This window comes from Cohaesibacter haloalkalitolerans (assembly GCF_003574655.1).
Classification (GTDB): Bacteria; Pseudomonadota; Alphaproteobacteria; order Rhizobiales; family Cohaesibacteraceae; genus Cohaesibacter; species Cohaesibacter haloalkalitolerans.
Window position 1 is genome coordinate 211,822 of record NZ_QNUM01000006.1, and the last position, 12,738, is coordinate 224,559.

Here is a 12,738-nt window from a genome sequence, read left to right on the forward strand (position 1 = left end):
ATGAGTTATGCGCAAAGCCGCGCCATCAATGCATATAGAACGGCAAACACGGCTGTTTCCCCCGTGAAGGCGGTTGCTATGCTGCTTGATGAAGCTGTCAACGCCATCGTGCTGACCGCCTATTATCTCAAGCGCAAGGAATTCGAGAGCGCCTTTGGTCGCGTGGTGCACGCTTCAAAGATCCTGAGCGGGCTGCGACAGAATGTTCGCCTTGAGCCGGATCCGCAAATGGGACAGCAGTTCATCGACATGTATACCAGCAATATCTTCGCCTTGCATAATGCTTATGGACGGGATGATGCAATTCAAAGATATGCGACTTTGGCTAGCGGTATCCTGGAATTGCGCAATGCATGGGCAGAAATGGCAAGAATGCAGCAACGAAGCATTGACACTGTTATCGGTGGGATTTTAGATCAGGGGACTGAACAGATTGCCGCTGAAGCGGGATAGCATCTGGATCGTCAGGCCTTGAGGCATGGTTGTCCAGTCAATGATAGGGCGATCATGGCCAAGTCCGAAGGGTATATGTCGATCGAGCGCTTCGAGGAGCTGCTGGATCAATATGGCCCGGATTTAACCCAATGGCCGGAAGAGCAATCGAGCCTGGCTCTTGCTCTTCTGGACCAATCGGAAGAAGCGCAACTGAGCTTGCGCTTCGCCGCGAGCTTGTCAAAACTGGCCAAGGCTGCCCCAGCCCCCAAAGCGCCAGCCTCGCTTGTCAATCGCATCATGTCCAAGATCAAGGAATAGATCAGAAGCCATAGGGCAACTGAAGGCCGCCATGTGGCTGATTATCCTGTTACGTCAAGGATCACTGGATCCGGGCAATGAACGGATTGCCTTCAACAAAATATCCATCAATTGTCTTTGCTATCGAATTGCTGAAGAACCGGTTTTGTCTAGATTTATATTGTATTGACGGTGATGTTTGTGTGTAAATACATAGTATTACATTTAATAATATTGAAGTAAAAATTTGAAATTACATTGATAGGCAAATTATTCCTAGAGGAAATAAGTATTGGGCAAATTTTTCCTAAATAAAAATAGAAAAAACTTCGCCTGATTTATCTGGCTGCTCCGTTTCAGAAATATGAGGGATGAAGGCCTTGCGCGGAATGCGCGCCTTGATCTCGTGTTTTCTGGAAACGCGCGAGCTAAAGCCATGACTGTCTCTGCACTGGCATCATCAACAGCAAGTACGACGTCGACGACTGCATCAAGCAGTTCTCTGGGGCTGGATACCACTGAGTTTCTGCAGCTCATGGTCAAGCAGCTGCAGAACCAGAACCCCACCGATCCGACGGACACGACAGAGTTTCTCAGTCAGCTCGTTCAGCTTTCGACTTATGACCAGCAGGTGTCCAACTCCAATAGTCTTAGCAGCGTTGTGAGCGCCCTCGATACCATGATTTCCTCGAACGGGCTTGGCTATATCGGGAAAAATGTGACGGTTGAGGGGGATACCACCACGCTTCTGGATGGCTCCGCCCGCTGGAACTACACACTTGATGGTGATGCCAAAACGGTCACCTTCAAGATTCTCGATGAAGATGGCAAAACGGTCTATTCCGGCGATGGCGAGACCAAAGAGGGTACCTATGCGGTCGATTGGGATGGCGTATCAAGCGCCGGTGTCCAGCTTGATGATGGCGGTATCTATACCCTGGAGGTCACGGCAACCGATGACAAGGACGCCAAGGTGAGTGTCAGCACCTCGGTAACCGGAACCGTGACAGGCATCGATTCTTCCACAGACGAAACTTACCTGCTGATCGGCGATGTCGGCTTCACGGTCGATGACATCACCTCGATCAGTTCATCCTGAAAGGTCGACCCACGAATGGGGTCGCATGAATATTTGTAGTCAATCCTGCCACACAACCAACAACACATGACGTGGCGCATTTGTAGGAGAGTAACATGAGCTTGATGGGTGCAACAAACGCTGCAATCTCGGGTTTGGCGGCACAGTCGCAGGCATTGGCGACCGTTTCCAACAACTTGGCAAACTCGGATACAACTGCATACAAAGCATCCAAGACGAGCTTTTCCAGTCTCGTTGCCGGGTCAGGAGCAAGCAAGAGTGGTGGCGTGAGCGCCAGCAACACCACCAACAACACTGCCCGAGGTCTGGTTGTCGACTCTGCCATCTCAACCAACCTGGCCATTGAGGGAGATGGCTACCTGGTCGTGTCAGCGGACGGAGACAGCTCTTCTCGCTACTATACGCGCAATGGTGAATTTGCTGTCGATGATGAAGGCAACCTTGTCAATGGCGACTATTACCTGCTCGGCTGGGAAACAGACGAAAACGGCAAGGTTTCCGGTGGTGCCAGCAGCGTCAACCTGACCAAGATCAATCTCAACTCCGTTCAGAGCTCGGCCCAGCCGACGACCAAAGGTGCGTTTCAGGCTACCATGCCGGCAGACGCTGTGATCGGCACCACCTTCGAATCCAGCTTCGAAGTATATGATTCTCTGGGCACTGCCAGTACGATTACGGCGACTTATGAAAAGACCGCGCAGAACACCTGGAGCATCACCTATTCCGATCCGGTTTCCGCAGATACGTCGACGACGACCGGTAGTGTAACCAGTGCGCCGATCAGCGTGACCTTCAACAATGATGGCACTCTGGCCAGCGTCTCGGCAACCAGCCTCGATATCACCTGGACGACAGGGGCTGCAAACTCTTCTATCGCTCTTGATCTGGGGACAGTCGGTGCCCGTGATGGCCTGACCCAATACTCGTCCAACGATGTGGATAACGCAGAAATTGATGTGAAGTCGATCACGGTTGATGGTCGCGCCTATGGCACGTTGAAAGATGTCGAAATCGACAGTGATGGATCTGTGGTTGCCTCCTTCTCGAACGGTGAAACGCGCACCATCTACAAGATCCCGATTGCAACTGTTATCAATCCGGACGGGCTTGTTGAGGACAGTGATGGCATCTATTCCATTTCCACCTATTCCGGCAACGCAACCCTGCATACGGCAGGCTCCGGATCGGCTGGCAGTCTGAAAAGCAGTTCTCTGGAATCAAGTACCGTTGATACCAGCACGGAGTTCGCCAGCATGCTGTCTGCACAGCAGGCCTATTCATCGGCCTCCCAGATCATCTCCACCGCCGGAGCTATGTTTGACAGTCTCCTGCAGGCTGTTCGGTGATTTGAATGTCGGATGATCTGGCCCATTGCAAAGCTGAACTGAGGCGCATTACGGCAGAAATCTACCAATACGAGAGAGAGCCGGACAGTGAGTCCGGCAAGCTCCTGCTATTGGTTGCCAGAAACGCGCTCAAGGATCTGCTGCTTCACATGAAAGGTGAGCAGGCAATCATTCGAAAAAAACGTGCCCGGACGACGCAGGCCAATCAGGTTGCCGGCGCCTATTCCCAATTGAACCAATATCGCAAAGCGAGCAGAAGCCAAGGGTGAACCATGAATACAGAACTGAATACGACGATGGTCCATTCCGAGCGTGATATCAAACGGATCGAAAACGCCATCGATAATGCAATCGAAGTGGCTGATGAGCTGATCCGGATTGCCGGAGAAGAGAACCTGCGTCTTGAAAGCGGCAGACCGACCTCTCTGGATGATCTGCTTGTCAGGAAGCAGAAACTGGCAAGCGAGTTCGACAGCTTCTTCAAGCGGTTCAAGGCGGAGCGGGAAGTGTTCCTGTACGCTTCGGAAGAGAAATTCAATAATCTGCAGGATCGCATCCAGATTCTCGCCCAGTCCTTCATGGAAAACGCCAGTCAGCTCAGCCGGGCAATGTCGGCCAACGAGCGCCGCATCAACGCCATCATGCGGGCCATTCGGGACAAGCAGGACGCCAGCGCCCTGCCATCCTATGGCGCTGCCGGACAGGGCGCTCGGAGCACACCATATGCCGCTTCCCTCAAGGGAGGGCGCAAGGCCTGAGGCCAATCCCGAATCCTGTCGTTCCGGGCAATCCTGTCCGGATGCAAGGCAGGAGAACCAATCTGACGCCTTGGACCCTCCCCGTGCAGGAGGGGCCGGGGTTGCAGGAGGATCGGGGATCACAGGAGGAAATGGCCAATGACATCGCTGAATGTGGCGCGCTATATCGCGTCAAGCTCGCTCGGGGCGACGCAGGTCCAGGTGTCTGTTACGGCAAACAATATCGCCAACGCAGACACGAAAGGCTATACCGCAAAGTCAGCCTCCGCCAGTTCTCGAACCTTCGACGGGATCGGGGGAGGTGTCTCCATTGATGGTGTTACCTCCGCAGTCAGCAAATATCTGATGTCCGACCTTCTGGATGCCACATCGCAGGCGGCATCGGCGACGACCACTGCCGAGTATCTGGGCAAACTGCAATCCTCCCTGGGAACGCTTGCCGATCAGACAGGGGCCGGGACCTCTCTTGCCTCCTTCTTTGCCGATTTTGAGGAGGCACTTACCCAACTGGCTACGACGCCGGAAAGCACGTCACTGGCAAACAATGCTGTTATGGCACTGGATGATCTGACGGTACAGATACGCGACACCGCCGAGACACTGCAGGACATGGTCGACACGGCCGACCAGGAGATTGGTGATAGTGTTTCCCAGGCAAATGACTATCTGAAGACCATCGATCAGCTGAACGATCTGATCCGGTCTGAAAAGGCTTCTGGCAACAGCACTGCCGATCTGCAGGATCAGCTCAATTCGGCTCTGGCTGGCCTGTCGGGTCTCATAGACATCAAGTCCTTCAGCACGGAAGACGGCTCGACAAAGGTATACACCACCTCAGGCCAGATGCTGGTCGGATCGACGGCTCATCTTCTTTCAACGGGAACCGATGCCGAAGGGCAGATAACGGTCAACGTCAATGGCTCCGATATCACGGCGCGTCTCAGCGGCGGGGACGGCAAGATTGGTGCCCTGCTTGAACTGCGCGACGAGACCTTGCCCGAGTATCAGTCTGCACTCGACGAAATGGCCACGACGCTGGTTTCGACCCTCAATTCCGTTGCAGGCCTGAGTGGCAATCTGCTGACCGGCACGAGCGCCAGCGACATTGCCGTTGAAAGCACCCTGCTGGCTGATCCGACCACCCTTCTGGGCACTGGCAACAGGGCAACTACCGCCAACAACCTGCTTGATGCCCTGCAGGGCGACACGGCCTTTGCCGCTGCTGGCAATCTGCCCGCCGGGAATCGGACATTTGCTGAATATGCGACCGAGCTTCTCTCCGCCGCTGTCACTGACGCGCAAAGCGCCACGACGTCGCTGACCACTGCCAATACAGATCTGACGGCAGCATCGGATGCGATCTCGTCTGCCTACGGGGTCAATGTCGATGAGGAAACCGCGCGTCTCTCCGAGCTGGAACAACTCTACTCGCTCGCATCCACCATCCTGAGCACACTTCAGCAAATGTTCGATGATCTCAAGGCGGCAGTTTCATAGGTGACGACATGGCAATGCGCGTAGCAACATTTCAAACAACGTCGTCTTTGCTGCAAAAGACGATGACCACGCAGGCCAAGCTGGCCGAGGTTCAGGCGCAGCAATCATCGGGCCTGAAAAGCACCGATTATGGCGGGCTTGGGGCCAGCGCGGGCAAGGTGGTCGATCTCAATGTTTCGGTCTCTCGCGCCGAAGCCAACATTTCTGCAGCCAAAACAGTCATTTCGCGCAGCGACATGGCAGCCTCGGTGCTGCAGGATATCACCGACATTCTGACCAATGCCAGAAGTGCCGTGTCTGGCACCAGTTCCTCCGACCAGTTGGATACGCTCAAACAGAATGCTGCGGAATATCTGGAAGATCTGAAGCTGATGGTCAACACACAGTATCAGGGGCGCTACCTGTTCTCTGGCAGCATGACGGATACTGCACCGGTTGATCTGTCTGCCTATTCCGCGACAGATCTGACGACGGTCAACACGGACTATTATCAGGGTGACAGCTATATCCAGTCGATCCGGCTCGATAACGGCCAGCAGATGAACTATGGCACCACGGCGACGATTGACGGCATAGAACAGGCCTTCCGTGCCCTTTCTTATGTGGCGAATGGCAATCTTACCGACACCAGCGAGCTTGCTGATGTGGATGCCCTGCTGGTCGGTGCGCAGGATGGTATCATCGCCGCCACCAGCAAGGCAGGCAGTACATCGAGCCGTCTTCAAAGCTACATCCAGAATGAAGAGGACTTCATCGCCGAAGCCAAGGAAATGGCCAAGGATGAAACCTCCATTGACGTTGCCGAAGCCGCCATTCTGGCGACCTCGTATGAGACGCAGTTGGAAGCAAGCTTCTCCGCTCTTAGCAAGATCATCAACCTCAAGCTTGTCGATTACCTCTGAACGCATCCTCGGCGCTCAGTGCTTTGACGGGTAATGGCTGGCTCTAAATGGCGCTGGTCGCCAGTGACTGTTGCAAAGGACGCTGCACGGCGTATGCTGGGCTTACCTCTGCTGCGGCAATCTCTTGCCGCGCCTCTGGATGATTTCCCATAGCTCCTTTTTGAACCCCACCGGTCATTCCCCTGTCATGGGCGGTGGCCTAAAAGAGCGCGAGTCTTGCCAAGGCAAGCATACTCTATCGCTCTCCAGAAAAGAGCCAACAGCAACAGCAAGGAGCCCGCTTGTGACACTTGATACCCACCAGCAAAAGGCACTCATCGATCTTGTCCGCCGCGCCGCCAAAACCGAAATCATGCCCCGCTTCCGCAATCTCGGAGCAGGGTCCGTGCGCGTCAAGACCCGTCATGACGATCTGGTCACCGATGCCGATGTTGCCTCCGAGGCGTTGATCAGCAAGGGCGCTCGGGATATTCTGCCCGGTGCCCTGATCATCGGCGAGGAAGCCGTTGCGGCCGATCCCGCGATCCTTGGCCAGATGCCCGAAACCGACTGGGCCGTGATCATCGATCCCGTCGATGGCACATGGAATTTCGCCAATGGCCTGACGATGTTTGGCGTTATTCTGGCTGTGACCTACAAGGGCCAGACCGTGTTCGGTCTCCTCTATGATCCGGTGATGGACGACTGGATTATGGCCAGCCGGGGGAACGGCGCATGGTTCTGCCGCCCGGATGCCGCGCGGGTAAGGCTGCAAACTTCGGGCTCAAAGCCCTATGGTGAACTGGAAGGCATGTTGCCGCTGTTCATTTTTCCGGAACGGCAGCGTGAACGGCTCGCCGCCCAGATGGCCGCCCAGTTCGGGCGCCTTGATTGCCTCAAGTGTTCTTGCCATGAATATCGCATGTTGGCGCAGGGCCGGTCCGACTTCATCCTCAGCCCCAAGAAGAACCCGTGGGACCACGCCGCAGGTGTGCTGATTACCCAGGAGGCGGGTGGTGATGCTGTCTGTCTTGATGGCAGGCCCTACGCCCCGACCGATCATCAAGGCGTCTTTCTGATTGCTCACAACAAGCTGAGTCTCGAAGCCCTGCGTGAACAACTGCAATGGCTAGATCAATAACCGTAGGGTGACGGTGACGGCAGAGACAGCCAAGACGACAAAGCCTCGCCAGAAACGCTTTTGGTCTCTGGCGAGGCTCGGGGTCGTATGCGGCAGCGCCATCAGGCGCCTGTGGCGCTGCGCCTAGAAGAAGCGGCGGGAAGAGAAACCGCCAACGCTGAGGCATGGCTCCTGACCGGTCACGAGATCGGCGGTCATCTTGCCGGTGATGGGGCCAACGGCAAAGCCCATGTGGCCATGGCCAAAGTTGAAATACATGCCTTCATGCTGCCGGGAGGCTTCGATCAGGGGCAGGTTGTCCGGGAAGCAGGGGCGGAAGCCCATCCACGGTTCATCCTCGACCGGCTTGCCGATCGGATAGAGCTTCTTTGCCCATTCCGTGGCCTTTTTGACCTGTACCGGGGTCTTGCGGGCGTCACGGGCAGCAAATTCGATGCCGCTGGTCAGCCGAATGCCATCTTCCATCGGTGTCAGCAGGAAGCCGATGTCCTCATCGACGACCGGACGGTTCATGCTGGCGCCGTTGTTGCTGGCAAAATGCTGGTGGTAGCCGCGCTTGACCTCCAGCGGGAACTTGTAGCCAAACGGCTTGAGCAGATCCATGCTCCATGCCCCAAGGGCAATGACCACCTTTGGAGCGGAAACCGGGCCGTCCTGCGAAGAAACAGTCCAGGCGCCATTTTCCTGCTTGAGGCTGCGGGCATCCCCCAAAAGGAGGGAGCCGCCGCGCCCCTTGAACAGGGATGCATAGGCCTGTGTTACGCCACCGGGTGAGGAAACCGAGACGCAGCCCTTCCAGTGAATGGCCTTGTCCTTGTCGGTAAAGTGGAAAGAGGGCTCCAGCGCCTCCAGCTCATGCTTGCCGACGACGTCATATTCGACGCCGAATTCATCGGCATATCCCAGCGTGCGGGCAGTGGATTCAAAGCTTTCCGGGCTGTGATAGAGGTTGATCCAGCCGGTTTCGCGGAACTTGTCCATGATGCCGGCGTCCTGAGCGAAATGGTAATGCTCTTTGGCCGAGACCTGACGCAGAGGGGTGACGCGACGGGCATAGGAGGCGATGCCGAATGGCGTCGACAGGCGCCACATGGCGAACAGCCACGGGGCAAGGCGCGGCATCATCGTCGGGTGATAATGCATGGAAACCTGACGGTTGCTGCCATATTTCAAGAGCGGCACGATCTCGCTGGGAATGACCAGCGGCACATGGCCGTCCTTCTCGATGATCCCGGCGTTGCCGTAAGAGGCTTCAAGGCCCGGTTCCTGACGGTCCAGCACCGCGACCTTGAGGCCACGCTCCTGCAGATGCAGCGCCGTGCTTACGCCGACAATCCCGGCCCCCAGGACAATAACATCATATGACACAGCAATACTCCTAAAGCATTTCCCGGAATGCGGATGCATCTTGGGCGCCATCAAGCGGCGTCGTCAAACGGGAAGACAATGAAAAAGGCGCCTGACAACAGGTCGCTGTCCGGCGCCTTCCGATTACATGTCTCTGGCGTCCTCTGGCAGGACGTCGAGCGGAATGTCCTGATAGCAGACAGGACGCAGGAAACGGCGGATGGACATGGTGCCAACCGACGTTGCCCCGAAATTGGTCGAGGCCGGGAATGGCCCGCCATGGACCATGGAGTCGCAGACCTCTACGCCGGTCGGGAAGGCATTGGCCAGAATGCGGCCTGCCTTGCGCTCAAGGATCGGCAGCAGTCTGCCAGCCAACGGCTTGTCGCCTGCATCGAGCAGCATGGTTGCTGTCAGCTGCCCCTCAAAGCTCTTGGCGATGGTCAGCATTTCCGCCTCGTCCCTTGCCGTGACGATGATGCCCATCGGGCCGAAGACTTCTTCCTTCAGCGCCTTGTTGGACAGCCAGTCGGCCCCGGAGACGATGAACAGGTTTGGCGTTGCGTTGCGCATGTCGCACATCGAGGTGAGCAGCTCGCGCACGCCGGTCTCGGCAGCGACGGCGGCAACGCCCTTGCGATAGGTATCGGCCATGCTCGACGTCAGCATGACCTGCTCGCCAACGGCCTTCAGCCCCTCGACGGTTGCTTCGCCAAAGGCCTGGGCCTGATCTTCCAGAATGATGGCAAGGCCGGGGTTGGTGCAGAACTGGCCAGCGCCGACCGACAGCGATCCTGCCCAGCCCTTGCCCAGTTCATCGCCGCGGGCCTTGGCCGCTTCCGGCAGAACGAACATCGGGTTCACCGAACCCAGTTCGCCAAAGAACGGGATCGGCTCCGGCCGCGAAACGCAGAGGTCATAAAGTGCCTTGCCGCCCCAGAAGGAGCCGGTGAAGCCGACAGCCTTGATGAGCGGATGCTGAACCAGCGTAGTGCCCACCTCGCGACCTCCACCCTGAACAAGGCTGAAGACGCCCGGATGAATGCCGCATTTCTTGACGGCGGCAACAATGGCGTCGCCGACAATCTCGCCAGTACCCGGGTGGGCGCTGTGGCCCTTGACGACGACAGGGCAACCTGCGGCCAACGCAGCGGCGGTGTCGCCACCGGCAACCGAGAAGGCCAGCGGGAAGTTGGAAGCGCCGAACACGGCAACCGGGCCGATCGGGCGCTGCATCAGGCGTAGGTCCGGGCGGGCCAGCGGCTTGCGGTCTGGCAGGGCTTCCGTCAGGCGACGGTCGAGATACTCACCAGCCCGGATATGATTGGCAAACATGCGCAGCTGACCCGTGGTCCGGCCGCGTTCGCCTTCAAGGCGCCCTGTCGGCAGGCCGGTTTCCAGATGGCCCGTTTCGGTGATCTCGGCCGCGCGGGCCTCGATTTCATCGGCGATGCAGTCGAGAAAGCGTGCACGCTCTTCGCGCGAGGAATATCCGTATGACCAGAATGCCTCTTCTGCAGCTTCACAGGCTTTTGCTACAAGCTCGGGAGTGCCTTTTGAAAATTCATGTGCGGGTCCGGAGACCGGCGCCGAGGAGAAAATCTCTTTGCTTTTGACCTTCTCGCCCGCGATCAGATGGCTGCCATGTGGTGTATAGCTCATGGGAATATCCTTTTGCTGCAGGAAAGACTTGAAGTTCTGACGACACAGATAATACAATTTGTATGCATTTGGCAACCGGGGGAATAACGGTTACTCTCGGGAACCACACATTGTCGCGAATTCACCTCGCAATTGTAATCACCAGATACGCTTTTTGAACCATAAAGAGGACAAGATGTCACAAAAAGAAATGGTCACGCCCGAGGCTCTGGAAGCCCGTGTCTCCCAAATTTTTCGACAGGCCGGAGCGCTTGATGAAGTGGCTGACTGCCTTGCTCATGTCATTGTCGCAGGAGAACGTGACCACTGTGCGGCACATGGACTTTATCGCATCGAGGGGTGCCTCAGAACCATCAAGGCCGGACAGGTCAAGCCGGACGTCAAACCAGAGCTGATGTCCAGCGATGGGGCAATCGTCAAGATCGCCGCCAACATGGGCTTTTCCAACCCGGCCTTCTATTTCGGTCTGCCGATGCTGGTGGAGAAGGCCAGAGAGTTTGGTCTGGCCGCAATGGTCATAAATGACTGCACCCATTTCTCCGCCCTCTGGCATGAGGTCGAGGCCATCGCCGGGCACGGTCTGGCAGGGCTCGCTATGTGTCCGAGCTATGCAACGGTTGCGCCGTTCGGCGGTAAGGCTCCGCTGTTGGGCACCAACCCGCTGGCTTTCGGCTGGCCGCGTCCTGACAAGGATCCCTATGTCTTCGATTTTGCCACCTCAATGGCTGCCCGTGGCGAGATCGAGCTTTACAAGCGCGCTGGCAAACAGCTACCTGAGGGCTGGGGGATCGACAGGGACGGCAATGCCAGCACCGATCCTGCCGCAGTTCTGGAAGGCTCCATGCTGCCGTTCGGAACCCACAAAGGGTCAGCCATTTCGACCATGATCGAGCTGCTTGCCGGCACCATGATCGGCGATTTGACAAGTCCGGAGGCTCTGGAAGCCTTGGGCACAACGACCCTTGCTCCTCATCACGGAGAACTGATTCTGGCACTTGATCCGGTGAAATTTGCCGCAGGTCGGGCAGGGGATCCGTTTGCCCGCGCCGAAATGATGCTGGAGGCGATCACGGGGCAGGGCGCCCGCCTGCCGTCCCAGCGCCGGTTCGTTGCCCGCAAAGAGACCATGGCCGAAGGTATCGCGCTCGATGAGAAGGAGCGCGCCCTGCTCGAACGCTTCGAAAAGGAAGGGCTCGATGGCGTCAGCCTCTGAGCGGGAATGAAAAAACAGAGCCCTCTTGCCAATGGCAGGAGGGCTCTGCGGGGGACTGGGCAACGGCCCGGATAAAGCGTCAGATGGCGTCTTACCCGAGATATGGAGCGAGTGAAGGCTGCGTGCTCCAGTTTGCATACCAGTCGTCGAACTGTTTGAGCTGCTTGGCGATGAAGCCCATCTGGCTGTCGCTGAGCACATCGCTTTCATTGAAGTTGAGCGTGTATTCAGTCTTGCCGCGCAACACCATCATGTATTTGAAGCTCAGAACCAGATCCGGCATCTCGTCGAACTTGGAAAGCACCGCCAGCGCCGCTTCTAGCTCGAGGGCCAGACGACGAGCTTCCAGATCGCCTTCCACGGCCTTCTGGCAAAGGGCGATCATCAGCAGAACTTCCTTGGGCAGGATGTTGCCGATGCCGGTGATGGCACCCTGCGCACCGCAATTGACATAGCCATGGAAAACTGCCGTATCGACGCCAACCATCAACAGGGCATCATCGCCATCGCTGCTGGTCATGTTTTCCGCAGCGTAGGAAAGCGCTGCTGCACCGCCGAATTCCTTGAAGCCGACAAGGTTCGGGTGGGTCTTGCGCAGCGCGAAGAACAGATCGGCGCGGGTGGCAAAACCATAATAGGGGCTGTTGTAGATCACACCCGGCAGGTCAGGTGCTGCGGACAGGACGGCTTCGAAATGGGCCTTCTGGGCGGAGGCGACCGATGTGCGGGACAGCTGGCGCGGGATGATCATCAGACCCTTGGCACCAACCTTCTGGGCGTGCGCGGCGTGGGCTGCGGCCATCCTGGTGTTCATCGCACCGAGACCGGCAACAACCGGCAGCCCGGCTTCGACCAGAACCTCGACACCCTTCATGCGCTGCTCGTCAGTCAGGAGAGGCCAGTCGCCCATCGACCCGCAATAGACCACGGCCCCCATGCCGACGTCGATCATTTCCTTGCCCTGTTTGACAAGCGCGTCATAGTCGGGGGTGCGATCTTCCTTGCATGGCGTCATCAGCGCAGGCATGCAACATGTGAAAATAGTGGAGTCCATGTATTTCT

13 protein-coding genes are annotated in these 12,738 nt (G+C 57.0%); 10 read left to right on the forward strand and 3 right to left on the reverse strand.

Annotated elements, in window-relative coordinates; genetic code table 11:
• The 9 genes from DSL70_RS16170 (at position 1) to DSL70_RS16210 (ending at position 7,454) form a co-directional block, all read left to right on the forward strand.
• Positions 1-453, forward strand: coding sequence for a flagellar export chaperone FliS (locus tag DSL70_RS16170; RefSeq protein WP_162916792.1), 453 nt, complete (start codon positions 1-3; stop codon positions 451-453).
• Between the two features lie 54 nt (positions 454-507).
• Entirely contained in the window at positions 508-753 is a 246-nt protein-coding gene (locus DSL70_RS16175; protein WP_119308995.1) for a hypothetical protein, read from the forward strand.
• A 415-nt stretch (positions 754-1,168) separates the two neighbouring features.
• Positions 1,169-1,831, forward strand: a complete 663-nt coding sequence (locus DSL70_RS16180; protein ID WP_162916794.1) for a flagellar hook assembly protein FlgD — start codon at positions 1,169-1,171, stop codon at positions 1,829-1,831.
• A 95-nt stretch (positions 1,832-1,926) separates the two neighbouring features.
• Positions 1,927-3,177, forward strand: coding sequence for a flagellar hook protein FlgE (gene flgE, locus DSL70_RS16185; protein ID WP_119308997.1), 1,251 nt, complete (start codon positions 1,927-1,929; stop codon positions 3,175-3,177).
• Between the two features lie 5 nt (positions 3,178-3,182).
• On the forward strand, positions 3,183-3,446 hold the full coding sequence (locus tag DSL70_RS16190; protein WP_119308998.1) for a hypothetical protein: 264 nt from the start codon (positions 3,183-3,185) through the stop codon (positions 3,444-3,446).
• A 3-nt stretch (positions 3,447-3,449) separates the two neighbouring features.
• Complete coding sequence (locus DSL70_RS16195; protein ID WP_119308999.1) at positions 3,450-3,935, forward strand: hypothetical protein; 486 nt, start codon at positions 3,450-3,452, stop codon at positions 3,933-3,935.
• 138 nt (positions 3,936-4,073) lie between these two features.
• A complete protein-coding gene (gene flgK, locus DSL70_RS16200) occupies positions 4,074-5,432 on the forward strand; it encodes a flagellar hook-associated protein FlgK (protein WP_119309000.1) in 1,359 nt (452 codons plus the stop codon).
• Between the two features lie 14 nt (positions 5,433-5,446).
• The gene (locus DSL70_RS16205; RefSeq protein ID WP_162916796.1) at positions 5,447-6,334 is read left to right on the forward strand and encodes a flagellin; all 888 of its coding nucleotides are present in this window, start codon (positions 5,447-5,449) and stop codon (positions 6,332-6,334) included.
• A gap of 283 nt (positions 6,335-6,617) precedes the next feature.
• Positions 6,618-7,454: an inositol monophosphatase family protein gene (locus DSL70_RS16210; protein ID WP_205563296.1), complete on the forward strand. Its 837-nt coding sequence runs from the start codon at positions 6,618-6,620 to the stop codon at positions 7,452-7,454.
• Positions 7,455-7,577: 123 nt separating this feature from the next.
• Here DSL70_RS16210 and DSL70_RS16215 read toward each other — a convergent pair whose 3' ends face one another.
• Both DSL70_RS16215 and DSL70_RS16220 read right to left on the reverse strand, forming a co-directional pair.
• A complete protein-coding gene (locus DSL70_RS16215; protein WP_162916798.1) occupies positions 7,578-8,822 on the reverse strand; it encodes an NAD(P)/FAD-dependent oxidoreductase in 1,245 nt (414 codons plus the stop codon).
• Positions 8,823-8,945: 123 nt separating this feature from the next.
• The gene (locus DSL70_RS16220; RefSeq protein WP_119309004.1) at positions 8,946-10,463 is read right to left on the reverse strand and encodes an aldehyde dehydrogenase (NADP(+)); all 1,518 of its coding nucleotides are present in this window, start codon (positions 10,461-10,463) and stop codon (positions 8,946-8,948) included.
• 175 nt (positions 10,464-10,638) lie between these two features.
• Between DSL70_RS16220 and DSL70_RS16225 the strand changes: the two genes are divergently transcribed.
• Positions 10,639-11,676 (forward strand): Ldh family oxidoreductase, encoded by a 1,038-nt coding sequence (locus tag DSL70_RS16225; protein WP_119309005.1) that lies wholly within the window; start codon positions 10,639-10,641, stop codon positions 11,674-11,676.
• A 91-nt stretch (positions 11,677-11,767) separates the two neighbouring features.
• Here DSL70_RS16225 and DSL70_RS16230 read toward each other — a convergent pair whose 3' ends face one another.
• Positions 11,768-12,730: a dihydrodipicolinate synthase family protein gene (locus DSL70_RS16230; RefSeq protein WP_119309006.1), complete on the reverse strand. Its 963-nt coding sequence runs from the start codon at positions 12,728-12,730 to the stop codon at positions 11,768-11,770.
• Positions 12,731-12,738 lie beyond the last annotated feature (8 nt).

What these genes read in the sequence shown, in the direction of transcription:
- DSL70_RS16230 (WP_119309006.1), bottom strand. Translation starts at nt 12,730, where the DNA reads ATGGACTCCACTATTTTCACATGTTGCATGCCTGCGCTGATGACGCCA.
- DSL70_RS16175 (WP_119308995.1), top strand. Translation starts at nt 508, where the DNA reads ATGGCCAAGTCCGAAGGGTATATGTCGATCGAGCGCTTCGAGGAGCTG.
- DSL70_RS16190 (WP_119308998.1), top strand. Translation starts at nt 3,183, where the DNA reads ATGTCGGATGATCTGGCCCATTGCAAAGCTGAACTGAGGCGCATTACG.
- DSL70_RS16220 (WP_119309004.1), bottom strand. Translation starts at nt 10,463, where the DNA reads ATGAGCTATACACCACATGGCAGCCATCTGATCGCGGGCGAGAAGGTC.
- DSL70_RS16180 (WP_162916794.1), top strand. Translation starts at nt 1,169, where the DNA reads ATGACTGTCTCTGCACTGGCATCATCAACAGCAAGTACGACGTCGACG.
- DSL70_RS16170 (WP_162916792.1), top strand. Translation starts at nt 1, where the DNA reads ATGAGTTATGCGCAAAGCCGCGCCATCAATGCATATAGAACGGCAAAC.
- DSL70_RS16195 (WP_119308999.1), top strand. Translation starts at nt 3,450, where the DNA reads ATGAATACAGAACTGAATACGACGATGGTCCATTCCGAGCGTGATATC.
- DSL70_RS16225 (WP_119309005.1), top strand. Translation starts at nt 10,639, where the DNA reads ATGTCACAAAAAGAAATGGTCACGCCCGAGGCTCTGGAAGCCCGTGTC.
- flgK (WP_119309000.1), top strand. Translation starts at nt 4,074, where the DNA reads ATGACATCGCTGAATGTGGCGCGCTATATCGCGTCAAGCTCGCTCGGG.
- DSL70_RS16205 (WP_162916796.1), top strand. Translation starts at nt 5,447, where the DNA reads ATGCGCGTAGCAACATTTCAAACAACGTCGTCTTTGCTGCAAAAGACG.
- flgE (WP_119308997.1), top strand. Translation starts at nt 1,927, where the DNA reads ATGAGCTTGATGGGTGCAACAAACGCTGCAATCTCGGGTTTGGCGGCA.